Source organism: Streptomyces sp. NPDC044003, assembly GCF_056435185.1.
This window is the reverse complement of record NZ_JBWKFA010000005.1, coordinates 110,133-135,622: the sequence shown is the minus strand read 5'-3', so window position 1 is coordinate 135,622 and position 25,490 is coordinate 110,133. Positions and strand designations below refer to the sequence as shown.

Here is a 25,490-nt window from a genome sequence, read left to right as displayed (position 1 = left end):
AAGTGGTCCGGAGGGCCCCGTCTTGTTCGCTCGCCAACGCCGCTCCCGTCGTCGGACCCGCCGCGCCGTCATACCCGCGCTTGGCGCCGCACTGCTGCTGGGGCTGATGCCCGCCGAGTCCCTGGCCCTGCCGCCCGACCCGGCTAACGTCGACACCGGCCGCGAGACCATCGCCGACACCGAGCCCCTCGACCTCGAAAAGCTCGAGGTTGAGACTCCCGTCGAGGGCCAGACGTTTGAGAAGGACCTCAACACCCTCAAGGTCGAGGCCCCCGCCGATCTGCAGCAGGCGCCCGCTGGCACCACGACCACCCCGGCTGCTGACACCGAGCCCTTCACCTTCGGCTCCGCCGTCAGTCCCGCCTCACTCACGACCGCTTCGAGCACGGCGACGGCGGCCGAAGACGGCACCCTCACTCAGATCCCCAACCTCCCGCTCCTCGCCGGACAGGCGGCCGGTCAGCCCGCCCCTACCGGAACCTGGCAGTTCAGTGTCGTCGACCGCAGCGGCGAGACAAGCCAGGGCGTCGAAGAAGCTCTCAAGGTCGGCGCCCTCGTCACGGTCCAGGCTCCCGCCACCGGATCCGTGCCGATCAACGTGGGACTCAGCTACAAGTCCTTCGAGAACCTCCACGGAGCTGACTGGGCCTCGCGCCTGCGTCTGGTGCAGTTCCCCGAGTGCTACCTGACCACGCCCCTGGAGGAGGCGTGCCAGGCGTACGAGGAACTCGAGACCACCAACGACCCTGTCACCCACACGGTGAAGGCGACGGTCGACACCGCTGCCGACGGAACCGTCACCCCCGCCTCTGCCGTCGGCACCACTACGTCTGGCCCGGCGATCATGCAGGCCTCCTACACCACCGCCACCCCCATTGCCACGGGCGGTGACAAGGCCGTCATCGGCGCGGTGGACTCGGGTGCCGGCCCCGGTGGCTCCTTCAAGGCGACCCCGCTCGCTTCCAGCGGCACGTGGAGCGCGGGCGGTTCGTCTGGCGCGTTCACCTGGTCCTACCCGATGACCATGCCGCCCGCCCCGGCCGGCCCCGCACCGAAGGTCACGCTCTCCTACAACTCGCAGACCGTCGACGGCAAGACCGCCGTTTCCTCCCCCCAGGCATCCTGGATCGGCGAGGGCTGGGACTACAGCCCCGGATTCATCGAACGCCGCTACCGCACCTGCAAGGACGACACCCACAAGCTGGGCGACGACAACACCCCCAAGATCCCCAACAACACCGCCAAGGCCGACAAGACCAGCGACCTGTGCTGGGTGTCCTACAACGCCGTCATGTCCCTGGGCGGCAACACCACCGAACTCGTCCGCGACGCCAGCACCACCCCTGAAACCGGCACCGAGACCTACCACCCCCAGCGCGACGACGGCACCCGCATCGAGCACCACACCCGCACGGCCGAAGGCAGCACCGCCAACGGCGACGACAACGGCGAGTACTGGACCGTCACCACCACCGACGGCACCAAGTACCACTTCGGCCTCAACAAGGTGGGCGGCGGCCACGCCGACACCAACTCGGTCTCCACCGTCCCCGTCTTCGGCAACCACCCCGACGAACCCTGCCACGCCGACGCCTTCAAGGACTCGCGTTGTGGTGCCGACAAGCAGCAGGCGTGGCGCTGGGGCCTGGACAAGGTCGAGGACGTCCACGGCAACGTCATGATCGTCAACTGGAAGCAGGAGGCGAACTACTACGCCGTCAGAGACAAGCGCAAAACACCCGAACAGTACGAGCGCGCCGCCTACCCCACCACCATCGAGTACGGCATCCGCGCCACCGACCTGACCAAGCCGTCCGCCACGGTCGACTTCGGCGTCCAGCAGCGCTGCCTGAAGTCCGACACCGCCTGCGACCCGGCCAACTTCGCCAAGACCGGCGACCCCGGCGCCTACCGCCCCTGGTGGGACACCCCCGGCTCCCTGAACTGCAAGAGCACCTCCAAGCTCTGCCCCGGCTTCCCCTCCTTCTGGACCCAGCTCCGCCTCGACACCATCACCACCAAGGCCGCCCGCGCAGGCCAGACCGGCCTGGGATACGTCGACGTCTACACACTCCACCAGTCCTTCCCCGAAGACTGGTACGACACCGCCCCCGGCCTCTGGCTCAACTCCATCACCCGCACCGGCTACAGCCCCGGCGAAACCCCGCTGACCGGCGGCGGCACTGCTCAGTCCAAGGACGGCGTCAGCTTCGCCCACTACCAGGTGAAGAAAACATCCCCCCTCAAGGGCTACCTCCTCGACAAGCAGCTGCCCAACCTCGTCTCCACCGGCCCCGACGACAAGCGTCCCGGCTTCACCCGGCCCCGCATCGGCGTCATCGCCACCGAAGCCGGAGCCGACATCGAGGTCGAATACAGAGGCGGCTGCCAAACCGAGCCCATCACCGACGCGGGCAAGGCCAACGGCACCTGCTACCCGGTCCGCTGGTCCCCCGACGGCGAGGAGAAGACCCCCGCCAAGGCCTGGTTCAACAAGTACGTCGTCGCCTCGGTCACCGAGACCGACAAGGTCGCCACCCTCTTCAACGCCCCCATCCGGACCGCCTACAGCTACTCCGGCCCCGCCTGGGCCAAGAGCGAGGACGAATTCCTCCGCCCCGCCCTACGCACCTACAGCGACTGGCGCGGCTACCGGCAGGTCGCCGTCACCAAGGGCCGCAAGACCACCGGGGATACCACCACACCCCCGTCACAGTCACGATCTGTCACCCGCTATTTCCTGGGTACCGGAGGCGAGGTCAAGGACTCCATCGACGGCACCGTCCTCCTCACCGACGACGCCCCCCAGTACGCCGGCACGACCGCCGAAACCCTCACCTACCTGAACTCCTTCAAGAAGTCGAACGAGTTCACCACCCGCACCCGCACCTTCCCCGACAAGGCCGAGGAAACAGCCTCACGCACCCGGCAAGCAGAGGACGGCACTGCCCTCACCGCCCTGCGCGCCTACCGCACGGGCGTCAAGAAGACCGACACCATCCAGGCCGTTGGCACCAGCTGGCGAGGTGTCCGCACCACCACCCTCGACCGCGACGCGACATACGGCCTGCCCACCACGGTCGAGACCACGGTCGTCACCCCGAACGGCACTGGCGGAGAAACCCTCTCCGAGCCCACCTGCACCAAGAACGACTATGTCCACAACACCACCGTGTGGCTGATCGGACTGCCCAGCACCGTCCGTACCACCGCCACCACCTGCGTCGACTACGCCACCGCCAACCCCGTCACTGAACTTAAGGGCTCGGTCCACACCCGCTACGACGGCCTCGTGCACGGTGCTACGCCCACCAAGGGTCTCGTCACCGCCGTCGACCAGATCGACGGCACTGGCGCCAGCCACTCCATCACCACGACCACCACCTACGACCCCCTCGGCCGCCCCCGCACCGTCACCAAGCCCGGAGCCGGCACGACCGAGACCCAGTACACCCCCGGCGATGCCGGTGGCCCCGTCACCTCCACCAAGACACTCAACGCGGCGAACCATGCCACCACCACGACCTTCGACCCAGGCCGGGCTCTGCCGCTGACGGTCACCGATCCCAACGGCCACGTCACCCGCACCGAATACGACGACCTTGGCCGCCTCACCAAGGGCTGGTCCGCCTCCCGTTCGACCGGCACCCAGACCGCCAACGTTGAGATCGCTTACCAGGCCGCGACGGCTACGCCCAGCGAGACCCGACCGGCGGCTGTCACTGTCAAGGCGCTCAAGGACGACGGCACCTACGCCAGTCAGGTCACGATCTACGACGGCCTGATGCGCCAGGTCCAGACCCAGTCCGAAGCCCACGGCCCCGGGCGCATTGTCAGTGACACCCACTACAACGACCACGGTCTGGTCTCCGAGCAGACCGGCGGCTACCTCGCCAAGGACGAGCCCACGCCCGAGCTGTTCAAGGTCAAGTCCCCGACTCTTGTCTCGAACTCGGTCAGGACCACCTACGACGGCCTGGAGCGCCCGGTCAGGCAGACGCCGTACTACGGGGACAAGGGGCAGACCCCGACTATCACCACCTACGCCGACACCAGCGTCACAGTCGATCCTGCTGGCTCCACCAGCCCTACCGTCACCACGGTCACCGACGCACTGGGCCGAGTCACCCAGATCAACCACCACACCGGCTCCGGCAACGTCCGCACCACCACCTACGCCTACGACAAGCGCGGCAACCGCGACAGGGTCACTGATCCTGCGGGCAACGACTGGACCTACACCTATGACGCGCGGGGCCGAGTCACCTCCACCACCAGCCCTGACACCGGCACCACCGACACCAAGTACGACGATGCCGACCGCCCCAAGATCGTCACGGACGAACTCCAGCAGTCGATCTACATGACTTACGACAATCTCGGCCGGATCACGGCAGTAAGTGCCGGAAAGACGACCGCTATACCGATCAAGTCATTTACGTATGACCGTGACGGTGCCCTCGGCCTGCCCTACGAGGCCAAGCGGATCACCGCGTCTGGCGACGAGTACATCGACCGGGTCACCGGCTACGACACCGAATACCGGCCGACCGGGCGTGAGACCGTCATCCCCAAGAACGCCATGACCACTGGCCTCGACGGCACGTACACCTATAGCTACACCTACACGCTCACAGGCAAGCCGCTGTCCGTCACGCTACCCGCCAAGGGTGGCCTCGCCGCCGAGAAGGTCATCACCCGCTACAACGAGGACGGCCTGCCCGAGTCCACCTCCGGCCTCGCCTGGTACACCTCCGACGCTACCTACTCGCCCTACGGCGAAGTCCTGCGCTCCGTCTCCAGCGCGCAGCCCTACCGGGTCTGGACGACCAACTTCATTGACGAACACACCGGCCGCCTCCAGCGAACCGTGACGGATCGCGAGACCGCAGGCCCCCACCGCGTCTCGGACACCGGATACGCCTACGACGCCTCAGGCCTGATCACCGCGAGCGCACGGCAGAACGCGGAGACTCCCACCCTCACGACCTGGGACAACCAGTGCTTCACCTATGACGCCATGGGTGAACTCGTCAACGCCTGGACCTCGAACATCACGCCTGACGGCAAGGGGCATGGCTGCAAGTCGGCTTCAGGAGCCACCTGGGGTTACGACAGCACCGGCATCCCTTCCAATGGCCCCGTCGCCGACGCCGCCCATCAGGCCCCGAAGAACGCCGATGGACAGCCCAACCCCGCCCCCGCAGGCATCGCCAACGCGGCACCTGCCGCAGGCACAGTCGCCTCAGGCACCGCAGTCACCGGCTCTGCCGCCTACCACCAGTCCTACACCTACGACTGGCTCGGCAACCGCGCCACGGTGACCGACCACGATCCGGCCGGCGACATTGCCAAGAACATCGCCTACACATACACCTACAGCACCACTCAGCCGCACACGCTGACCTCTGCTACCACCCCTACAGCGGGCAAGAGCAGCACCTACACCTACAACCCGACCGGCACGACGCAGACACGCACCATCCTTGGCGGCACCCAGACCCAGACCATGCAGTGGACGGCCGAGCAAAAGCTTGAGTCGAACACCATCGGCAACGACAAGATCACCTACGTCTACGATGCCGCAGGCAACCGGATCCTGGAGAGCTCGCCCACAGGCAGCACCCTGTACCTCGGTGAAACCGAACTCACGACAAACGGCACCGCCATCACCCGAGCTTCCCGCTCCTACGGCCAGGCAGGCGCGCCCACTGTCATACGCACCACCACAAATGGTGCCACCGCCGGTCACACGACCAATGTTCTGATCGCTGACCACCTCGGCACCGCCAACACCACAGTCCAAATCTCCACCGGCCAGCCCGTCACCCGCCGCAGCTTCAAGCCCTACGGCGAACTCCGCGGCCCCAAGCCGGCAGCCTGGCCCAACAAGCGCAGCTACCTCGGCGTCGGAATCGACGACACCGTCACTGGCCTCACCCACATCGGCGCCCGAGAATACGACCAGAACACCGGTCGCTTCCTTTCCAGCGACCCCATCATCGACATCGCCAACCCGCTCCAAATGAACGGGTACACCTACGCCAACAACGGCCCTGTTTCATCCAGCGATCCGACCGGCCTTCGTACAGACGACGCACCTTCGGACCCGAATCGTGACTACTGTTACATCAATGTTTGCGGCAGTGGAGATGGGATCGACCCTGGAAAGGGTGGCTCGGGGAACGGAAACGGCAGCGATGAGGTAAACGCTGCTGTCGCCGCCGCACCTGTCGGGCGCTACGGAAACAAGACGACTGTGCACAATCAGGCCCAGGCGAGAGCGATCCTGGAAATCCAGAAGCAGGCTAGGCAGCTTGGTGTGAAGCTGCAGATCGTCACAAACATGAAGATCTACGGGGCAAACAAGGACTGCATGCATCCAGGGAAGAAGCCGGGCTCTGATTGCTCCTATGGAGTTCCTGACATCCTTGCATATGATGCGAAGCATGAAGTTTGGTACGTGTGGGAGGTGAAGTCCGTTGGGTACTGGCGCACGGCAGTACCCGAAGCTCAGTGGTACGTGAATCGCATGCGAGCAAAGGCCATGAAGGCGGTTCTGGGGTGGACCATTGGCGGACCGTATGCGGTCGGGAATGGGTATCAGGTGATTGGGCCGGAGGAGGGCGCGGTGATCTACGGGAAGCCGGGAAATAGGAAGTGGAGAAACTTCCTGACGAACAACCCCATGGGAACCGCACCACTCGCAACTGCTCAGCCCGTGCCTCAGCCTTCTGCGGGGCCGGGGCCGGGTGCCTATCCCGGTACCACCTACCAGCCGGGGCTCGGAACGATACCTCAGGCTTCAGACGGAGGGTTCGACCCCATTCTCGTCCCCATGATCGCTTTCGGTGCTGGGACTCTCGTGGCTGGAGGCGTGGCTGCGGGTGCGGAGAGCGCTGCCGCAGGGGCTACGATAACTGGTGTGGCTGCAATGCAGCAGCTTTTCGGACTTGCGGCGTGAACGTCAGGACACGGAAGTATAATCGGTGAACACGAAAGCATTCCTCCGTGAGTATGTGGCTCCAGCCGCAAAGAATTTTGGCCTGGTGCGGAGTGGTGGTGACTTCAAGTTGACCTCAAGCTCTGGTGACGTGGCCTTTCTACTCTTTGAGGAAATCCGCCTAGACTCACTAAAGAGCGTGCTTGGCGTCTCTTACGGCATCGCCCCTGGCGTCTACTGGGACTGGCTCACCGGGAACGAAGACGAATCCGTGCGGCGTATCGACGGGAGCGGGGTCCTCATTACCCGATTCGTCCTCCCTCCCGAGAAACTCTCATTTGATCCGGAGGATGACGGGTACTTTCGCAGGATGTGGTCGTGGGTATCCGAAACGGAGCAGGAATGTGGATCGGCACTTCGCGAAAGTTTGATCAGTGAAGTGATTCCAGAGATGGTTCGCATGCTGGATCGCAGGTCCTTGCTTGCTGAACTGAGAGAGCCGACGAGGCCAGGGGTGTCCGCCCTGTCGCGAGATCTTTGCGAGATCCTCCTCGGCATGGACTCCATGGCATCACGCGAACTAGATGAGCGGCTTGCTGAAGCGGAGCGAAATGGCGCCTTCGAACCCTTGGTTTCTTGGGTTCGTCAGCGCTTCCAGGCTAGATCTCGATAATGCCTGAAGAGTCCTCGGGGGCCTCTACAGCCTTGCCTTTGGGAAGCCCGGAAAGCTCGCACGCGCTTACCGGACTGCCCATTTGATTGGCTTGGCTGGGGATGATTCCCATGCTCTGGTCGGTAGCAAGTTTGGCGGCTGATCGAGTCGAGCTCTATCGATTGGGACCCGCAGGCCGTGCGGCGCCGGTATGAAGAGACCTGGCCGGGGATTCATGCGAAGGCGAAGGCCGACGGAGGCGCGATCCTCTTCGCCGGTCAGGTCGGCATCAGGTCCGACCAGGTCACCGGCCGTACCTGGGGTGAGAAGGGGGAGAGCCCGGTGGTGCGGCGGAGCGGGGGCCGGTTCTCCGTCAACGCGGACTTCAAGCACAGCCTGCCCGAGCAGCACCGGGCCCGAGACCAGGCCGAACTCACTGCCGAGGCAGGCAGTTTCTTCCGTAGACGTCAACGTCAGCCGCACATCGTCCGTGGCTACTGAACTTGATTGGGTGATGTCGGGTGGTGTGGGCTATCGGTCACCTGCGCCGGTGGCCGCCGACCCATATGGGCCGGCGCTCGGTGTGCATACTGTGACCAGCAGAGGGGCCCTCGTCCGACCGAACGGCGATGGGCGGGGCCGATAGCCACGGGCCGGGCCGGACAATCAAGGAGACCAGCGATGGATGCCGAGGAAAGCTGGCGCCGCTACGGGCTTCGCCCCGTCGGCGCGGACCTCGACGAGATCCGTGCACTCCTCAGAGAGCACACGGCGCGTGAGCGACGCGCCCAGGGCGAGGGCGACACCGAGCTGATGAGGCTCTGCTGCTTCCAGCTGTTCAACAGCGGCGACCTCGACGACGTGCTCCTGATCTGGAGTGCGAAGCAAGCCAGCTTCGACGCAGCGCGCTCGATCGACATCGAATTCCTGCTTGGGCACGGGCTCGACGCGACGAAGGCCCACCTCTCGGCCAACCGTGCACCTTCTGCCGCGGCGGCGCTGGACCGACTGCGCGAGCGCGAGGCGGCCGGTGACTTCGAGGGCTTCTCAGTAGAGGAGCGCTCCGCCTCCTACGACCGGTACTACGGCGACTGACGATTCTGCAGCGCAGCGCCGCTCAGCCGTCCGTGATGAGGCCTGTGCCCGCAAGGCAGCTGTCGACGAGGTCCGGGCGGTACTGGATCTGCTTGAGCCGGCGCTTCACGGCCTTGGTGATCTGGCCCAGGTCGGCTGCGGCGAGGTTGCCGATGTCGCGTTTGACCAGCGACCAGATGCCCTCCTGCGGTTTCAGGTCCGGCGCGTAGGTGGGCAGCTGGAACACGGTGAGCCACGCGGCATTCGCGGCGATGAACTCCCGCATCCCAGCGGTCAGGTGGAGGCGGACGTTGTCCCAGACCAGCACGATCGGTCCGCCGAGCTGGATGCGGGAACGCACCAAGAGGTCGCGGAAGTCCCGCCAGCCGAAGCCCTTCGGCTCGCCCTTGCGCCTCCGGTACTCGCGGATGGCGTAGATCAGCCGGGACCGCTCGCCCGGCTTGTAGCAGGCCATACCCGCCATCGACACCCGTCCGGAGCCCCGGCCGCGAACCCGGACGACCGGGGTCTGGCCGATCCGCCCCCAGGTTCTGGAGCGCGGCGGCGTCATCGACTGGCCGGCCTCATCCTCGAAGACGATCCAGCCGTTACACGCCGCCGCACAGCTTTTACCCGCGGCCAGACCTCTCTCTTCCACAGCTCGACCGCCACATCGTCGCGCTCGATCGCCCGGCGGGTGGGCTGCTGCCACGACCAGCCGTGCCGCTTCAGCAGCCGCCACGTGCCCTCCACCGTGTACGAAACGTGGAACAGTCGACCGATCAGCGTCTTGACTCGCGCCAGCGTCCACCGCTGATCGGCCCAGCCGTGGACTAGCGGTCCACGCTCCAACTCCCGCTCCAGTCTCGCAATCTGAACCGGGCTGAGCCTGGGACGTCCGGGCGATCCCTTCGACAGGATCCCGGCCTCGCCTCGCTCGCGCCAGGCCCGGCGCCACCGCTCCACCGACCGCTCTCTCACCCGCAGCGCCGCAGCGATCTTCCGGTTCTTCTCCCCGCCCTCGAAGCGTTCCACGGCCCGCAGCCGGATCCGCTCCTGCGCGGCCCTCTCCGCGTCGGTCAGCCCGCCGCCCTGCGCGTACCTCACAGCCCCACAGCTACCGCAGCCGACAGGCCGGCGTCAGGCAAACATCCCCGACATCACCCAATCAAGTTCAGTACTCCGGCGGCCCGTACGCCCGTTACATCCTGGACGAGAACCCCATGAGTTTCTGACCAATAGAAGTAGGGGTTCTCGTTGGGTTGGTCGGCGTCGGTGGCGGCCTGGAGCAGCTCGGTGAGGTCGTCCGGTTCGGAGGAGCGCTGGTCGATCCACCAGCCGGCACGGGTGATCGTGCGAGCGGTCTCCTCGATCTCCTCCCACTCCGCCTCGCGGGTGTCCCCTTCGACGACCAGGGCGGTGTAGGCGGCGGCCAGGATCTGGTGGCGGCAGCGCGCACCCCAGGGGACGGCGCGCTCGGTTCCCTCCAGTGGAGGCATTCGGTACTGCTGGGACCAGGCTTCGGACTCGGCCTGTTCCTCAGCCCGCTTGGCCTTCAACCAGGCTGCCTTGTCCTGCTCGTTGACCTCTTTGGAGGCGCGCCAGCAGTCGGTGCATTCCTGAGTGGCGAGCCACTCGGCGAAGCCCGCGCGACGGTCGGCCGGTCGATCGGACAGGTCGCGGTCGGTGTGGTGGCCGCAGGAGTGGTTGATCGGCCAGATGGTCTTCACTGCCATGGGGGAGCTTCCTTACGGGGGTTGGGTCAGCGCTCGCGGGAGAAGGCGATGCGCGGGCCGACCGGCCGGGCCGCCGCGACGGAGGTGGCGGGAGCGGCCACCGGCCGCTTGCCCGGGAGGCCGGCGAGGGCCGGGCTGGCGGCGAGCGCCGCGGTGCTGATCGGCGAGTGACGGACGCCGGCGTTCTGGGCGCGGTCGCGGGACGGGGCCTGCCCGGTCGCGGGATGGTTGCGGGTCACTACGTCCTGCGCGAGGTGAGGGTGTACGGCGACCTGGACACCGGAACGGTGCAGGGCCAGCGTGGCGTCGGCGACCTTCCCCAGAGCCTCGTCGCGACCGGTGGTGGCGGGCAGCGCGTAGATGTCCAGGCGGGGGTCGTGTCGCCAGCCGTGGTCGAGCAGGGCGAGTCCGGTGATTCCGGAGGCCCGGTCGTCGATGGCCGCGATGATGCCGAGCCGTGGATGCTCGGCGAACGCGACATCGGGCTCGCCGAGCGGGGTTCGGCCCGGGACGGGGCGAGGCCCGGGTGCGAGGGAGGGGTTGAACACGGCGTCGGTGTCGACTCGGAAGCCGGCGTTGCGCAACAGCTCGACGGCCCGGGTGGCGCGGCCCTGTCCGTCACGCTGCTGGTCGGTCAGGGCGTACAGGGTCGGCTCGCCCGGGACGGGGCGGAAGTCGAGCCGCTCCAGCATCCAGGTGGTGGCGGCGAGGTTCTTGGGGTTCGCGGCGACGATGCCGTGGTCGGGGTGGCGGCCGATGGCGACGTCGGGAAGCAGTTCTTCGGCGGAGTTGGGCAACACGGCTGATCCATCCGGTGCGGGCTCGATGACGGGGGAGGTCGAGGGCCGGACCGGTTCTGCTGGTGCGAGGCATACGGCGAACTCCGAGGCGGGAAGGGGTCAGCGACCAGGTGCGGTGGAGGGACGCGCAGGCGGCAGCGCGGCACGCTGGGGTGCTTCCGCCGCCAGGCGTGTGCGGACCGTGCGCGATCCGGCCGACGGGGAGGGTGCGAGAGCAGCGCTCACCCGAGGTGGAATGGAGGTCGGCAGCGCGGTTGGGTCTACCGGGCTTCGGACCGGGCCGCGCTGGGTGGTGAGGTCGTCGCCGAGCCGTGCTTCGTGCGGCCGGTCAGGGGGAGTGCCGGGTTTGAGCAGGTCCGAATCGCACAGGACGTTGAAGCCATCGGCCTGTAGTGCGGTGAAGGCTCCGGTCACCGCCCGCCGCTGTTCGGCCGGGTCGGTCATGGTCGTGGGGAGCCGGTGAGAGCGCTCCCCGTCGAGCGACGTCGCGGCGATGAAGCCCGATCGGCGGAGTGCCTCGTCGGCGGCGTGCTCCCGGGAGGAGCGGTGCTGCCCGGGACGGGGTGGTACGCCGAGCTGGTCCAGGCGCGCGTCGATGGCGGCGAGCAGGCTTGAGACGTTGCCGCCGTGCCGGGCATCCGGGCCGTCGGGCTCGGAGTCGTAGATCACCTCGTACACCGCGGGTGCGGCTTCCCGGTGGCGGATCACGGTCCAGCTCTCGGGGAACTCGGGGTTCTCGGAAGGCGGTTCCTGCGGTGGCGAGATGATCATCGAGCTGCCGTCGGGGAGGGCTGCGTGGACGATGTAGTCGCTCAGGCCGTACTCGACGGTGACCTCCAGGTCCCGCTGGCGGAGGGGACCGGTGAGGTAGCCGTACCCGTGATCTCGTTTCGGGCCCTCGGGGACAGCAGGCGAGGAGGTGCTGGTCCACGCGGTGATCTGTGGTCCCTCCTGCTGGATGGTTATCAGGGGATTGTCCTGGTGCATGGGTCTTCTCCGTGGTGAGGCGCCCCAGCGGTCGGCGGCGCACCGCAGTGGGTGCGGGCCGGGCCGCGTCGGGCGGGCGGTGGTGCACGAGGATCTGGTGATCGGGCGGTTTGGCCCGGCCGGGACCGGGTGCTACGGGCGTCAGCGGGAGCGGCCCGGTACCGGTGCGTTGGGTGTCGGCGGCGCCGGGGGAGAAGCGGGCAGGGCTCCGCGAAGACCGGAGGCGGAGCGGGCGAGAGCCACGCGCGCCCGCTCGGTGTGCGCGGATTGCTCGGTGTCCGACCGCCCGGCCAGGAAGTCGGCGGCCCGGACGAGGGCCGGGCCGCGGATGGCCAGCTCGTCGGCGTAGTGCCAGCCGTCGGCGTTCCGATCCTCCTGCGCCTTGCCCTCGTAGAGCTTTCGCGAGCCGGGCAGGGAGGCGTCCATGAGCACCAGGATCTGGTCCCACTCGTGCTGGAGCTGCCCCGCGTGTTCCAGGGTGCGGTCGATGCCGCGCAGCCAGCGGAGGTCTTCGCTGATGGGCCCTTCGACATAGTCGGCGCTCCGGGCGGTTGCGCGGACGCCGGCCAGGACCTCGGGGCCGTGGTCGAGGAAGACCTCGACGTGCCGCCATGCCTCGGCGTCGCGCTTCACCTTGCCGTTCTCGTACCCGTGCTCGTCGACGGGCCAGCCGTCGGTGTCGCAGAAGGAGTCCGAGATCGCGTCCCAGGCGTCGGACGCCTGCCGGATCCCGGCGACGGCGGAGGCCAGCGCCGGGATGTACCTTCGCCACGCCAGGTCCTCGGTGGCTGTCGGCTGGTTCTCGGCCGGGGCGGGAGAACTGGGGGAAACGGGCCTGATCGTTCCTCCGGCCATGGTCTAGGCCGCCATCCGGGCGTCGGTGTCGAACAGTTCGCGTTCGGCCGGGTGGAGGATGTGTTGCGTGATGAAGGACCGGCCCGCGACCTTCCACAGGCCCCGGCCCTTGGTCAGAGCGGACACCGCCTGTGTCTCGACGCCTGTCAGACCGAGCAGGGACGCGGCGGCGTCGAGCTGGTCGGGCTCCTGCCGGTAGATGATGCGCGTGGAGCAGTCGGCCAGGAGGCCCTCGGCCAGGACCCGGCCACGCGAGCCGGCATCGCCCGCCGAGAGCAAGTCGCTGAGCCGGTGGATGACCATCAAGTTCGCGATGCCGAGACCACGGGAGAGCTTCCACTGGGACTGCATCCGCTCCAGCAGGCCGACGTGGCGCATCACCCGCCACGCCTCGTCGTAGATCACCCAGCGTCGGCCGCCGGCGGGGTCGGCGAGGGCGGACTCCATCCACGCGCTCGCGCACGTCATGGCGAGGACCAGCGCGGTGTCGTCACCGGCACCGCCGAGGCGGGAGAGATCGATGGACAGCATCGGCGCGGTCGGGTCGAACGCGACCGTCGAAGGAGCGTCGAACATGCCGCTCAAGTCGCCGTGGACGAGACGGCGCAGGGCGTGCGCGACGTCCTGGGCGGCCGTCCCCAGGTGCCCGGAGGAGTTGCCGAGGGCCTGGTCGAGGCGCTGGGGGGAGCCGAGGACGTAGGCGATCTCGCCGAGCAGCGGCACCGTGCCGCGGGCGGCGGCCTCGGCGACGACCAGGTCGAGGGCGAGGTCGAGGGCGGTGTGCTCCATCGGCAGCAGGTCGCGCTTCAGGACGGTGCGCGCCAGGCCGGCCAGGAGCAGCAGGCGGCGCTTTCGGACCTCGCTCGCCCAGTCGTCCTCGCTGACGGAGGCGGGCCGGGTCGGGGCGTCGAGCGGGTTCAGCCGTCCCGGGAGGCCGGGGCCCAGCGCGATGCTGTAACCGCCGAGGGCGTGCGCGACGCCGGTCCATTCGCCCTTCGGGTCGCAGGGGATGTAGATCCGGTAGCCGTGGGCGATCGACCGGGTGGCGATGGACTTCGCGAGCGCGGACTTGCCCATGCCGATGATCCCGGCGAGGACGGCGTTGGGGTTGGTGAAGCCCTCGATCCGGCCGCTGCTGTACAGCGAGAACGGGTCGAAGCAGAAGGCGGCCTCGGCGTGGACGTCGCGGCCGATGAAGACGCCTTCCGCCCCCAGGCCGCCCTCGGCGACGAACGGATAGGCGCCGCTGGCGGTGGCGGTGGTCATCCGGTGGGCGGGCAGGCTGAGCTTGCTGCCGCGGGCCGAGGCCGGTCCGGGCCGCCCGGACGGCGGGTAGGTCGGCCGCAGTTCCGGATCGGCGGTCTCCTGGGCTCGGTGCTTCGGGGGAGCTTCGGCGCGGCGGGCCTGGCGGTGGGCGTCGGCGAATTCGGCTCGGGCGGCCCGTCGCTGGGTGCGTGATGCCTTGTGGGGCACGAACAGGTGGGAGGCGCTGGCGCGGGTGCGGGGCATGAACGTTTCTCCAAGAAGGGGGAGGGTTAGTGGCGGATGAGGCCGGTGAACGGGGTGTGCAGGTCGGCCGGGGTCGTACGGCGGCGGACCAGGTGCGCGGCGCGTTGATGGCGCTGGCAGACGGTCAGCTCCGGCGCGCCTTCGGGAAGGCCCGCCCGGCATGCCTCGCTCTCGGGCACCTCGCCGGAGTCCGGACGGGGAGCTGAGTGGTAGGCGGCGTGGAGGTGGTCGGCGGCCTGCCAGATCCGGGTACGGGCGGCACGCAGGTGGTCGCCCTCGGCCGGGAGGAGCTGTCCGACGCGTACGGCGTGGGCGTCGAGCAGCTCGTACAGCGAGACGAGATGGGAGTGCAGGGCGTCCAGCTCGGCGCGGGAGGTGACGATCGGGCCGCCGGGGACGTTGAGCGCGCGGTGGAAGTCGAGCGCGGCGGTGGCGAAGGGCACGAAGTCCTGCGCGGTCGTACAGGGAGTGCGGGACACGGGAGTGCTCTTTCGACTGGGGGAGCGCCGGGGTTACGCGGCGAGGGCGAGCGGCAGGGCGGCAGCGGTGAACGCCTCGGCCTGCTGCCAGGTCAGCGGCCGGAGGTCGAGCTGGGCGCCGACGGCGGCGGTCTCCACGACCGCGCACGCGGTGCGCAGCTCCTCCTCGGAGTCGGCTGACACGGTCAGCAGACCGGTTAGGGCGACGTCCGCGTGGCCGGCGATGAGTTGCCGCTCGCGCGCCTTGATGTCCTGGTACTCGATCGAGTCCGCCTCGGAGTCGACCTGCCCGCGCCGCGCGCGCTCGGCCGCGTCCGCGATCACGCTGGCCTTCTTGCGCTGGACGTCGCGCAGGGCGGCGTCCAGTCCCTTCGGCTCGTACGACAGCGACAGCGCGCGCCGGACCCCGCCGGTGAACAGGAGCTGGTGCAGGAAACCGGCGCTGGTTTCGGTCCGGGGCCAGTTCTCCACCCAGTACGTGGCGTGGACGGCCGAGTCGGTCGCGATGTGGTCCGCCTTCTCCACGACCACCACCGGACCTGCAGCGGCAGCGTCGGCCTCGGGACGTCCGGTGGCCGACCACCGGTCCAGCGCCGCGAGGGACTTGGGGTCATAGGCGGTACGTACGACGGCCGCGATCTCGCGGGCGGTGAGCCAGCCGGTCGGGTTGAGCCCGGCGGTCCGCGCGGCCTGCTCGAAGGTCGAGGTCTGCTGCGCCAGGACGCTGAAGGCCCCGGTCAGGCCGCCACCGGCCTGGTTGATTAGCCGGCGTGCCGCCTTGGTGTCCAGCGACACCGCGACGTACGCCTCGTGCGGGGCGGCGGCCGGGCCGGCGCTCTGGATCAGCTCGTTGTAGATCGCGCCGACCAGCGGTGTGTCGGGTCGGCCGTGCTCCTCCCAGTAGCGGCGCAGGCTGTCGCCGGAGTCCGGGACGGTGCGCTCGATCACCTGGATGCGGGCGACCTGCCCGGTCCGGGCGAGCGCGGCCAGCGCGCGTCCCCAGCCGCTGACGTTGGCGTGCTGGGTGCCCGGGTCGAGCAGGGCGTAGGCGCGCGAGGAGACCTTGACCACGGCGGTCAGCGTGCCGTTGTGCGGGTCGTGGACCGCGCCGTACCGACCGTCGGGCGCGGTGGCCACGCGCAGGCTGGCCGCAGTGCCGGGCAGGTGGAGCAGACCCTCACGGGTCGGCCGGCGCGAGGGGCGGGTGAGCCAGACGAGCTGGCCGCGCATCCGGCGCAGGGCATACCGGACGACGATCGGCGCCCAGTCCGCCAGGGCACGGCCCCGGTGGCGGACGAAGACGAACAGGGCGATGACGGCCCATAGAGGGATGAGCGCGAGAGCGCCGACCACGCCGCGGGCGAGGATCACGGCGAGAAGGAGAAGGCCGGTGAGGCCGGCGACGAGCAGCTGCGGGGCGGTCAGGCCGAGCAGGACGCCGCGCCTGCTGCGGTGGGGGAACTTCACGGTGGCCGAGGGGACTTCGGCCTGGTGCTTACCGGACATGAGGGTTCCAGACGATGGGAGCGAACGAAGGACGGGGCATGCGGCGCTCTTCTGGAGGACATGACGGAACTCCTTTGACGGTCGGGCCGGGAGGGGGGGGCGGACTGCGGAGGGACAGCCCGCCCCCGGTGGTGACGGGTCAGGAACCCGAGGGCGGCTGAGTGGGGTACACCCATGTCGTCGGCGTCGGGGAACCGACGGCAGGCGGGGTCGAGGCCGGCGGGGGTGTGGCCGGCGGCGCGGCCCGGGCGGCGAACCACGGGGATCCGGAGGCGGCGGACGGCACGGAGACCATGCTGCCGCCTGGAGTCGACGCGCCGGTGAGAACACCGGGAGGGGCTGCCGGGGCCGGGATCTCGTCGGCGGAAGGTACTGCTTCGTTCCCGCCGGGACGGGTGATGAGCGGCGGGATGCCGGGGCGCTGGATCAGGGCCCGGCCCTTGTCGCCGGGGGCGTTCGGGTCCTCGCCGTAGCGGAAGCGGGTCTGCGGCTTGGGTGGGCCGGCGACGATGCCCTCCTTGCTGAGGTTGCTGCCGGCGGGGTTGATGCCGGAGGCGACACCGTCGGCACCCGCGCCGGGAACCTGGCTCGGCCCCTGGGGAGCGGGGGTTCCGGTCCCGACCCGCATCGCCAGGCTGGCGGCGGTCTTCGCCGCGCCGGCGGCGATGGCCATGCCCGCGACACCGGTGCGGTGCAGGTCGTCGTGGCCGCCGCCGTCACTCGCCCAGTGGACGAACTTGTACGTGGCGTAGGGGCAAAGGAGGACCAGGACCATGACGACGATGCCGGCCATCGCGTCCGACAGGGCCGACAGCCCGTCGTTGGCGTCGCTCTTGCCCATGGCGGAGACGCCGATCAGGAAGACGATGGTCATCAGGAGTTTCGAGACGACGAGGGTGGCGGTGGCCTCGATCCAGCCGCGCCGCCAGCGCTTGGCGACCTCCCAGCCGCCGCCCGCGCCGGCGAACACGGCGAGGGAGACCATGATCAGGACGCCGACCTTCCGGGCGACCATGACGCCCCAGTACAGGAAGGCGCCGATCGCGCAGCCCAGGGCGACCAAGGCGGGAACTCCCCAGCCCAGGCCGTACATCGCCCCCAACTCATTGATCTTCACGACGCGGCGGATCGCATCGTCGACCGACGTGTTGGCCGCTTGGAACAGGCCGTCGGACAGGGCGTCGACCACGGTGATGGCGACGGTGGTGAAGGCGATGGCGCAGAAGCTGAACAGGGTGCCGGTCATGGTGCCGATCGCGGCCTGGGCCAGGGCCCGCTCGTCGCGCCGCCAGGCCGCGAGCATGAGCTGGATGCAGAACGTCCCGACGGTCAGGGCGAGCCCGATGGGCAGCAGAAGCTGGTAGTTGTCCCGGAACCACCCGGCGTTGAGGTCGATGGCGGTCGTCTGGTCGACGGCCTTGGCGGCGAGGTCCGCCGCGCTGGCCGCCAGTTCTCCTGCCGACTTCGCGATCCACGCGCCAATGCCGTCGGTGACGGCCCCGGCCGGGTTGGTGGCGAAGTCGACGGCGGTGCACACCTTGTCCATCAGGGGAAGGCCGCAGACGTCCATGGTGGTACCTCCTTTCGTGAACGGGGGTCAGGGCGCGACGGATGGCATGACGCCGACCAGGGCGCAGGGCTGGTTGGGTCGGCACTGGACCGCGAGGGTGGTGGAGCGGCTCTCCGCGCCGCCCGGCGAGTCCTTCCAGGCGATCGTCTGCTTGCCCGAGACCGTGACGGCGTAGATGTACGCCTGGGTGATCGCGCCCGGGTCCTCCTGAAGGGCCCGGGTGAACGCGTTCGGGAAGTGCCCCTCGTACACCTTGGCGGTGGCGAACTGGCCGTTGGCGGCCATCTCCTTCCACAGCACCGACGAGGGGATACCCCGGTCGACGGAGGCCGCGTCGGAATACTTGGCCTTCGAGGTCAGCCATGCGTGCAGAGCGCGTCGCAGTTCGGCCTGCGGGTACGCGCGGGTGTCGTACGACCACAGCGCCGCTGCGGCTGCCTTCCCGAAGGTGATCGGGTCGGTGGTCCTCGGCGGAACCGGCAGGGCGCGGGGACGGGTGGTCACTGTGGGCAGCCCGGACGGCGAGACGGCCGAGGAGGAAGACGGGGGCGAACTCGGAGGTGCCGCCGCAGCCTTGGCGGGGGTCCTGCCATCGCGGGTGAGGTAGGCGGCCAGGCCGGCGAGGGCGACGAGCACCACCAGGACAACGGTGCCGAGCAGCGGCCGGCGGCGCACGCGAGATGCGCCGCCGGGGTTGGAGGAGTGAGAAGGCATCAGTGGACCTGCGTCCCCAGGGTGCTGAAGAACGCCACCACACCATTCGCCGCGCCGAGCAGAAGGGCCGCGCCGGCGCTCACCAGGACGCCCTTCTTCCCGTTGGCTTCGGCCTGGTGTCCGCCGGAGTGGTGGCCCCACGCCCACACGCCCGCGCTGACGGCGAGGGCGCCGACCACGGCGATGAGACCGAACAAGTTGATGGAGCCCATCACCTGCTTGAGGACGTTCAGGCCCGGCAGCCCGCCCTCGTTCGGCTTGATCCCGGGGTCGTAGGCGAGCTGTATGACCTGTTCTGCGAGATACATGGGGAACTCCAGTTCGAATGAAGGCGCGCCGAAGCCCATGGGGGTGGAGCGGCGGTGCGGGAAAGGGGGAGGGGGAGAAGCGCCGGTCAGACGACTCGGCGGATCGCGAGAATCCAGGGTTTCCAGGCGGCGACGGTCGTGATGCGGACGACGTCGCCGGGGCGCGGGGCGTGCACGATCAGGCCCTGGCCGATGGCCATGCCCACGTGCTCGGGAACGGCGGCCGTGCCCTCGGTGAAGATGAGGTCACCCGGTCGAAGGGCGTCGGCCGAGACCGGCTTGCCCTCCTTGACCTGCGTGTACGTTGTCCGCGTCAGGGTGACCCCGGCGGCCTTGTACGCCTGCTGCATCAGGGAGGAGCAGTCGCACCGGGCCATCGCCGTGTCGCCGTGGGAGTCGGTGCAGGTTCCGCCCCACTGGTACGGCGTGCCGAGCTGGCCGAGCGCCCACCGGATCGCCGTCTGGACTTCTCGCGGAGCGGTGGCGAGGATGCTGTACTCCTTGGGCAGCGCGCCGGCCGGGATGGTGCCGAAGTCGATCCCGTCCCCCTCGGCGGTGCAGCCGCCCGCCGTGCTGGGCGAAGGGCCGTCGGCACCGTTCAGCGCCGGATCCGGTGACACACCACCGCCACCGCCACCGGTCTTCGGCAGCAGGGGCTCGATGGCCTTCTGCAGTGCCGTGGCCAGCGGCTCCCACTTGGCGTACGCCTCGGGGAAGCCCGACCGCTGCACCGCCTGGGCGGCCTGGGTGATCGACAGGGACTCCCAGCCCGAGACCTGCCGGAGCCCCTCGTAGAACTTGGTCGAGGCGTGCACCGGGTCGAGGATCTCGTTCGCCGTGCCCCAGCCCATCGACGGCCGCTGCTGGAACAGGCCCAGCGAGTCGCGGTCGCCCCAGGTCAGGTTGCGCAGGCCGCTTTCCTGCAGGGCGGTCGCCAGGGCCACGATCTGCCCCCGGGCCGGGATGTTCATCGCGAGGCCGGTGGCCTGGATCGTCTTGGCGAAGGGGATCTGCTCGGCCGGATTGTCCAGGCCGGGCACGGAGACCGACGCCTTGCCGCCGCCTTTCAGGATGGCCTTCACCTGGTCGGCGACCGCCGCGGTGTCCACGGACTGCGCGCCGTCGGTCGGGCAGGAGGCCGAAGCGGTCCCGGCGCCGAAGGCGAGGACCGGCACGACCAGCAGCATCGAGCCGGCGGTGAACAGTCCGACGACGCCCTTGGTGGTCTTCTTCATCGCCGCCGCCGGTCACCGAGGCGGCGGGGCCGGCTCGGTGGCGGCGACAGGTCGGGGCGCGGAGGTATCAGGACATGCTGCATCGCAGCGGCTCCTCGGTGTTCGTAGGAGGCGCGGTGCCGGCTTCTCGTGCAAAGCCGCCGGCACCGCGCCGATGTGCATCCGCCTCTCGGGCGGGCCCGGGGTCAGAGGAGTTGGAAGCTCCCGGACGCCGGTCTCAGGTCACGCGCGGCAGCCGGCCGCGCTCGTAATCTCAGGCAGAACACCAGGGGCTCCTGACGGCAGGGGACGCGAGGGGAACACGCTTATCCGTTCGCTGCGGCAGGGATAAGCACAGGTCAGAGGGGTGGAGCGAGGCTTCTTCCCGGCGACACGGCGAGACAGTAGACCGCGATTCCGGCCGCACCAAACGACCCCGGCACCCGCCCCGAGCCACCGCCGCCTCGTTAGGCCCGGCCGGAATCCACGGCTAACCTCCGGCACAACCCCGCCAGAGCCGAGCGCTGTTGCTCGCTGTCCGGCACGGGCCCACGACCCTCCGCGCCCCCAAGAAAGGCCCTCCCATGAGCTACACGCTGCACCGAGGCGACGCCCTGACCGTCCTGAAGACCCTCCCGGACGAGAGCGTCAACGCCGTGATCACCGACCCCCCGTACAACTCCGGCGGACGCACGAGCTCGGAACGCACCGGACGGACCGCGCGCGCCAAGTACGTCACCAGCAACTCGGCGCACGACCTCGCCAACTTCCCCGGCGAGAACCGCGACCAGCGCTCCTACCGCTCCTGGCTGACCGAACTGCTCACCGAGGCATACCGGGCCTCCACCGAGCATGCGGTGGTCATGATCTTCTCCGACTGGCGCCAGGAACCGACCACGACCGACGCACTGCAGATGGCCGGCTGGACCTGGAGCGGCACCCTCCCGTGGATCAAGCCCGCCAGCCGGCCCCGCAAGGGTGCGCCGAAGCAGGACTCCGAGTTCATCGTCTGGGGTGTCAAGGGATCCGTCGACAACACCCGCGACCTCTACCTCCCCGGCCACTACATCGCCTCCCAGCCCCGCAAGGGCCGGGTCCACATCACCCAGAAGCCCGTCGGGATCATGCGGCAGCTCGTCCAGGTCTGCCCCGAAGGCGGCACCGTTCTCGACCTCTTCACCGGCAGCGGCTCCACGGGCGTCGCTGCCCTCCGCGAAGGCCGAAACTTCGTCGGCGTCGAACTCTCCCCGCACTACGCCGACATCGCCGAACGGCGCCTGCGCGCCGAGCTGGAACAGGACGACTTCACCCTGGCCGGACCGGAGGACTGATCATGAGAACGAAATCCCCGGGGCCGGCGGGCCGCAGACGCGGAAGGGCGGCTGGAACATCGAGAACCGATGCTCCAGCCGCCCTTCCGCTTGTCTCAGGCCGCCTCGAACGCCCGCCGGATCAACGGAGCCGCCTTCTCCAGATCCTCCGCGGAAGCGAGACGCACCTCCAGGTCCCCCGTCCCGAGATGCCCGACACCACGCATGTCCCGGGTGAAGCCCTCCTCCAGCACGACCGTGGCCGGGTCGAGTCTGAGATAGACCAGGATCACCTGGTGCTTCGGACGGAAGATCACCGACGCCACGTTCACCAGCCGCCGGTAGGCGATGTAGTGCCGCAGCGCCGCCACCTCGACCTCGCCCCACGCCGTCAGCGCCTCATCCACCTCCGCGAACAGATCCCGCAGGCACTCAGGGACAAGACCAGCACCCGCCGGCGCAGGAACCGCCGGTGCCGCCGGCGCGCCGCCGGCCACGGCGTCCCGTTCGCGGCTCCGCCGGGTCACCGCGCTCGGCACGCCAGGCGAGGAGTCCACCAGCAGCAGGCTCAGCAAACCGCCCTCGAAGACGCGGTAACGCACCAGGTCGATCCGCTCGGGCACCCGCTGCACGGCTACCCGGTCGTGATGGGAGAAGCCGGCCGCGATACAGACCATCCGCGGACGCCGCCAGTCGACCGACTCGGCCGCCTCCGCGCCCAGCACCTTCCGGACCAGCGCCTCGAACTCGAGCTGCGCCGACTCCAGCCACGCGATGTACGAGACGGCCTGCGACAGCACCCCGCTGTCGGAGCCCTTCTTGAACTCGATCACCACCGGGCTGCCGTTCTCGTCCAGCCCCAGCGTGTCGATCCGTCCCCGATGCCATGGACCGGTCGCGTACTCCGACGCCAGGAACCGGATACCCAGCATCTGCTCCAGACCGGCCTCGACCCGCCGCTGCAGCTCCACCTCCAACGCCACCGTCGAACCGGACAGCTCCACGTCCCGCCCGTCCGCGTCCTGCCGGAACAACATCAACTCGGCCACCAGCGCCCCCCTCCGTGATCACTGCAAGAGGAGCAATCGAAATCGGCCTGCGGGTATTCCAGCGGATACCTGCGCCTCTTGCCTCGTTGGGCTCCGCACGCTGTTTCTCAGTCAACGTGGACGCCTCGGGGGCGTTCAGGGAAGACGATCAGCTGCATTGGGCTCGTCAGACCTGGACAGGCGCTGGGTGCGTCACGGCGCTCGCGAAGTGGGTACGGGAATCACCCGGGGGCGTGAGCTCAGCGTCGGATTGCGACGACCTCGACCTCTGCGTTCATCGCGCGCAAGCGACGTGCCGACTGGAGGAGGGAGACCTGGGCGAAGGCGAAGAGGGAGTCGACGGTGATCTCCTTTCCATCCTTGAGGAGGATGGCGAGCACGACCTTCAGCGTGCCGAAGTCGCTCAGGAGACGGTGGTCGGGAGTACGGTCCGCAACCTGCCTCAGGAAGGCGCTGCGGACGGCTTCGTCGCTGCGCAGGGTTTCGACGGCGGTGACCGCCTGGGCGAAGAGGTGGTTCAGCGGCGCGGTGCCGTCGCTGCTGGCGGCCTTCTTGACGCAGATCAGCTGGCTGTCCGGGCCGAGGACATCGCAGACCTCGAGTCCGCCACCGTTGAACTTGTCCGTGACGATGTTCTTCTTGTCGAAGAGGAGGTAGCCCTCCTGGTCTGCGGCCTGCTTGTTGTACCAGTCCTCATCGTGAGAGTCCCGCCCCTTGGCGTTCGGTGCTCCCTTCGGCCAGGCGGGCAGTTGGACGCCGGACGACTTGCCGAGCAGCTCCCGGAGCTCGTCCTCCAGCGTCTCGAGGAATCCAGCTCCTACCTCGTACCACTTTCCGTGGCCGTAGAAGTACCGCGCCGTTCCCACGGGGACGTCCGCGATGAGCCACTCCTTGCCGGTGGTCGCGGCGCTGGCCGGCGTCTTCAGGTCGTCGTCGCTGAACATGACGACCCGGACCTGGCCGAGCGCTTTGAGGCGCTCGCCTTCGGTCTTGTCCGAGACGAACTCGAGGAGGACAGGAAGGTCCAGGTCGGTGACGTCGATGCTGCGGCTACCCGAGCTGATCCGGAACGCCTGGGCGGAGCCGAAGCCCTCCTGGCAGCTCTCCGGAACTCCCAGCGTGAGCCGCGGGTGACTCGGGTTGGCGAGCATGCGCTCAAGGACTGCCTGGGCGTCTACCGCCTTGCGGCTGCGGTTGTCGAGCGTGCGGAGCCGATCGACGAAGCCCAGTTCGGGCAGCGGATCCTGGCGCGAGCAGACTTCCTCTATCGCGCGCAGGTCGTTGAGGAATTCCTCCGGGGTGGTGGCCAACGGCAGCTTGATGGTCGACTCGGAGCACTCGACTCGAACATGCTTGGAGGTACCAGAGGGCAGTGAGGTCAACGGGATGCCGCTGACCGTTCCACAGATGCGGCGGACGACTGCGCCGAACCGGTCGAGCCCGAAGCCGTCGATACGCTCCCCCCGGGCGACGGAGTACTCGTCGACACGCCCTCGTCCGTCCATAATCTGGTTGCGTACCTTGATGATGCCGTCCTCGTCGAGGCAGCGGGTGGCGAACTCCAGGCCGAACTCATCATCACGGTAGTACGGATCCAGCATGTGCTGGCCGACCCCGTAACTCAGGGCGTACAGGCCGCGCTCGGTGCGCATGAGCAACAGGCCCGCAGCAGAATGATTCCGTTCGTTGACCTCCAGGCCGGTGATCCGTTCGACGGCCGGGCACCAGTCGGCACGTTCCCGGGGGATTCCCCCGTTCACCAGCAGGCCGGTGACTCCCTCCCGAGCGAACTCGCGGACTTGGTACCCGGGTCTGTCGAGATAGTGCGGGCGCACGAGGGCGCGGAGTTCGACCTCACCGCCGTCGGGAACGGCGAGCCGGTGCAGCGTGGACTTGCGGGTACCGGTCTTGCTCTTCTTTGTGACATCCACGTCGTGCTCCTTCGAGTCGCGGTGCCGGTAAGAACGCCGTCAGGAGTTGCAATCGGTGATGATCTTCGGGTCGGTGCCTGCCTCGTCCCCGCGCGTTGGACTGAGGCGGCCTCTGGTTGACGGGGTTTCGGCTGCGGCCCCGCTCATCCGACGTGTCGAAGCGGCAGGAGAACGGGAGAAAAAGTGGGGCCCAACTCGCACCGCTTCGATCCCCTCGTGCATGAAACTGTGCAGCTATTGATCGAGGGATGCCCAGATGTCGAAAGCCCTCTGGGCTTCTGCGGACAACTCCGTGAGCTTGGGGAACTCGTCGTCGATCATCGCCCAGTCACAGATCGAGCAGGCATCGATGAGCGCCGTCCAAGCGATGACAAAGTGGTCGAGAGAGTGGCGGATGTGCTCTTGATAGGCGAGCACATGTCGAACCTGGCGCTGGTAGCGCTTGGCTTCGGTTTTGGCCTGATCTGCGGGCATTCGTCGCACGAACGGTGACGGAATGGGCTGGGGTCCGCGGTCCGGATTGAGGATTCCGGTGCCACGGTGGTGCAGTTCCGTGGTCTGGAGGATCAAGCTCTCGAAGTCGCTCCTGCTGGCGGTTGAGGCTGCTCGCGTGAAGTCATCCATGATCCAGGCCCAGTCGGCCGCACGCCGCGGTTCCGGCCCGTGCCACGGCGTCATGCGCGCGTGGAGAGCCCGTACCTCGTCGCCGGTCCTGCGCAGTCGAAAGACGAGATGTTCCCAGTCGCGGTAGAGCGTGTCGATGCTCTCGCGGTTGTCCTCTTCGTCGTGCGCGTGGTCAGCGGTCATGATCGATTCCCCTCACTCGACCCCCGCGAAGCATGTTGGGGGTTAT

Annotated in this window: 19 protein-coding genes and 1 pseudogene; 5 read left to right on the top strand and 15 right to left on the bottom strand. The window is 68.6% G+C overall.

Features of this window, described 5'->3' with window-relative positions; genetic code table 11:
- The first annotated feature begins 106 nt into the window (after positions 1-106).
- The 4 genes from AC07AW_RS21015 (at position 107) to AC07AW_RS21000 (ending at position 8,690) form a co-directional block, all read left to right on the top strand.
- Complete coding sequence (locus AC07AW_RS21015) at positions 107-6,964, top strand: RHS repeat domain-containing protein (protein ID WP_478817001.1); 6,858 nt, start codon at positions 107-109, stop codon at positions 6,962-6,964.
- Between the two features lie 25 nt (positions 6,965-6,989).
- On the top strand, positions 6,990-7,616 hold the full coding sequence (locus AC07AW_RS21010) for a hypothetical protein (protein WP_478817000.1): 627 nt from the start codon (positions 6,990-6,992) through the stop codon (positions 7,614-7,616).
- A gap of 177 nt (positions 7,617-7,793) precedes the next feature.
- Positions 7,794-8,096 (top strand): hypothetical protein, encoded by a 303-nt coding sequence (locus AC07AW_RS21005; protein ID WP_478816999.1) that lies wholly within the window; start codon positions 7,794-7,796, stop codon positions 8,094-8,096.
- A gap of 180 nt (positions 8,097-8,276) precedes the next feature.
- On the top strand, positions 8,277-8,690 hold the full coding sequence (locus tag AC07AW_RS21000; RefSeq protein ID WP_478816998.1) for a hypothetical protein: 414 nt from the start codon (positions 8,277-8,279) through the stop codon (positions 8,688-8,690).
- Positions 8,691-8,712: 22 nt separating this feature from the next.
- On the opposite strand, the gene AC07AW_RS20995 is transcribed toward AC07AW_RS21000, so the two are convergent.
- The 12 genes and pseudogenes from AC07AW_RS20995 to AC07AW_RS20940 all read right to left on the bottom strand — a co-directional run bounded on the left by AC07AW_RS20995 (position 8,713) and on the right by AC07AW_RS20940 (position 20,368).
- A protein-coding gene (locus AC07AW_RS20995) for an IS630 family transposase (protein ID WP_478816997.1) occupies positions 8,713-9,776 on the bottom strand; the annotation gives its coding sequence in 2 pieces (ribosomal slippage) (positions 8,713-9,329 and positions 9,329-9,776; 1,065 coding nt in all).
- 134 nt (positions 9,777-9,910) lie between these two features.
- Positions 9,911-10,405: pseudogene (locus AC07AW_RS20990) on the bottom strand (hypothetical protein); the annotation flags it as partial.
- A gap of 26 nt (positions 10,406-10,431) precedes the next feature.
- Positions 10,432-11,205: a hypothetical protein gene (locus tag AC07AW_RS20985; RefSeq protein ID WP_478816996.1), complete on the bottom strand. Its 774-nt coding sequence runs from the start codon at positions 11,203-11,205 to the stop codon at positions 10,432-10,434.
- Positions 11,206-11,304: 99 nt separating this feature from the next.
- A complete protein-coding gene (locus tag AC07AW_RS20980) occupies positions 11,305-12,192 on the bottom strand; it encodes a hypothetical protein (protein ID WP_478816995.1) in 888 nt (295 codons plus the stop codon).
- A 141-nt stretch (positions 12,193-12,333) separates the two neighbouring features.
- Entirely contained in the window at positions 12,334-12,969 is a 636-nt protein-coding gene (locus tag AC07AW_RS20975) for a hypothetical protein (protein WP_478817386.1), read from the bottom strand.
- Between the two features lie 81 nt (positions 12,970-13,050).
- Positions 13,051-14,556, bottom strand: a complete 1,506-nt coding sequence (locus AC07AW_RS20970) for an ATP-binding protein (RefSeq protein ID WP_478816994.1) — start codon at positions 14,554-14,556, stop codon at positions 13,051-13,053.
- A gap of 26 nt (positions 14,557-14,582) precedes the next feature.
- Positions 14,583-15,035 carry a DUF6238 family protein gene (locus tag AC07AW_RS20965; protein WP_478816993.1) on the bottom strand — a complete coding sequence of 151 codons (453 nt, stop codon included), beginning with the start codon at positions 15,033-15,035 and terminating at the stop codon, positions 14,583-14,585.
- Between the two features lie 33 nt (positions 15,036-15,068).
- Entirely contained in the window at positions 15,069-16,541 is a 1,473-nt protein-coding gene (locus tag AC07AW_RS20960; RefSeq protein WP_478816992.1) for an SCO6880 family protein, read from the bottom strand.
- A 139-nt stretch (positions 16,542-16,680) separates the two neighbouring features.
- Positions 16,681-18,111, bottom strand: coding sequence for an SCO6881 family protein (locus AC07AW_RS20955; RefSeq protein WP_478816991.1), 1,431 nt, complete (start codon positions 18,109-18,111; stop codon positions 16,681-16,683).
- Between the two features lie 27 nt (positions 18,112-18,138).
- On the bottom strand, positions 18,139-18,825 hold the full coding sequence (locus tag AC07AW_RS20950) for a hypothetical protein (protein ID WP_478816990.1): 687 nt from the start codon (positions 18,823-18,825) through the stop codon (positions 18,139-18,141).
- On the bottom strand, positions 18,825-19,133 hold the full coding sequence (locus AC07AW_RS20945; RefSeq protein WP_011029048.1) for a DUF6112 family protein: 309 nt from the start codon (positions 19,131-19,133) through the stop codon (positions 18,825-18,827). Before AC07AW_RS20945 ends, AC07AW_RS20950 begins: the two co-directional genes overlap by 1 nt.
- Positions 19,134-19,219: 86 nt before the next feature.
- Entirely contained in the window at positions 19,220-20,368 is a 1,149-nt protein-coding gene (locus tag AC07AW_RS20940; RefSeq protein ID WP_478816989.1) for a C40 family peptidase, read from the bottom strand.
- 563 nt (positions 20,369-20,931) lie between these two features.
- On the opposite strand from AC07AW_RS20940, the gene AC07AW_RS20935 reads away from it, so the two are divergent.
- On the top strand, positions 20,932-21,678 hold the full coding sequence (locus AC07AW_RS20935) for a DNA-methyltransferase (RefSeq protein ID WP_478816988.1): 747 nt from the start codon (positions 20,932-20,934) through the stop codon (positions 21,676-21,678).
- 95 nt (positions 21,679-21,773) lie between these two features.
- Here AC07AW_RS20935 and AC07AW_RS20930 read toward each other — a convergent pair whose 3' ends face one another.
- The 3 genes from AC07AW_RS20930 to AC07AW_RS20920 all read right to left on the bottom strand — a co-directional run bounded on the left by AC07AW_RS20930 (position 21,774) and on the right by AC07AW_RS20920 (position 25,444).
- The gene (locus AC07AW_RS20930; protein WP_478816987.1) at positions 21,774-22,706 is read right to left on the bottom strand and encodes a DUF5655 domain-containing protein; all 933 of its coding nucleotides are present in this window, start codon (positions 22,704-22,706) and stop codon (positions 21,774-21,776) included.
- A gap of 239 nt (positions 22,707-22,945) precedes the next feature.
- Positions 22,946-24,637, bottom strand: a complete 1,692-nt coding sequence (locus AC07AW_RS20925) for a DUF6119 family protein (RefSeq protein WP_478816986.1) — start codon at positions 24,635-24,637, stop codon at positions 22,946-22,948.
- Positions 24,638-24,871: 234 nt separating this feature from the next.
- Positions 24,872-25,444: a hypothetical protein gene (locus AC07AW_RS20920; RefSeq protein WP_478816985.1), complete on the bottom strand. Its 573-nt coding sequence runs from the start codon at positions 25,442-25,444 to the stop codon at positions 24,872-24,874.
- Positions 25,445-25,490: the final 46 nt, after the last annotated feature.

What these genes read in the sequence shown, in the direction of transcription:
- AC07AW_RS20920 (WP_478816985.1), bottom strand. Translation starts at nt 25,444, where the DNA reads ATGACCGCTGACCACGCGCACGACGAAGAGGACAACCGCGAGAGCATC.
- AC07AW_RS21015 (WP_478817001.1), top strand. Translation starts at nt 107, where the DNA reads ATGCCCGCCGAGTCCCTGGCCCTGCCGCCCGACCCGGCTAACGTCGAC.
- AC07AW_RS20980 (WP_478816995.1), bottom strand. Translation starts at nt 12,192, where the DNA reads ATGCACCAGGACAATCCCCTGATAACCATCCAGCAGGAGGGACCACAG.
- AC07AW_RS20950 (WP_478816990.1), bottom strand. Translation starts at nt 18,825, where the DNA reads ATGCCTTCTCACTCCTCCAACCCCGGCGGCGCATCTCGCGTGCGCCGC.
- AC07AW_RS20945 (WP_011029048.1), bottom strand. Translation starts at nt 19,133, where the DNA reads ATGTATCTCGCAGAACAGGTCATACAGCTCGCCTACGACCCCGGGATC.
- AC07AW_RS20935 (WP_478816988.1), top strand. Translation starts at nt 20,932, where the DNA reads ATGAGCTACACGCTGCACCGAGGCGACGCCCTGACCGTCCTGAAGACC.
- AC07AW_RS20940 (WP_478816989.1), bottom strand. Translation starts at nt 20,368, where the DNA reads ATGAAGAAGACCACCAAGGGCGTCGTCGGACTGTTCACCGCCGGCTCG.
- AC07AW_RS21000 (WP_478816998.1), top strand. Translation starts at nt 8,277, where the DNA reads ATGGATGCCGAGGAAAGCTGGCGCCGCTACGGGCTTCGCCCCGTCGGC.
- AC07AW_RS20960 (WP_478816992.1), bottom strand. Translation starts at nt 16,541, where the DNA reads ATGTCCGGTAAGCACCAGGCCGAAGTCCCCTCGGCCACCGTGAAGTTC.
- AC07AW_RS20970 (WP_478816994.1), bottom strand. Translation starts at nt 14,556, where the DNA reads ATGCCCCGCACCCGCGCCAGCGCCTCCCACCTGTTCGTGCCCCACAAG.
- AC07AW_RS20955 (WP_478816991.1), bottom strand. Translation starts at nt 18,111, where the DNA reads ATGGACGTCTGCGGCCTTCCCCTGATGGACAAGGTGTGCACCGCCGTC.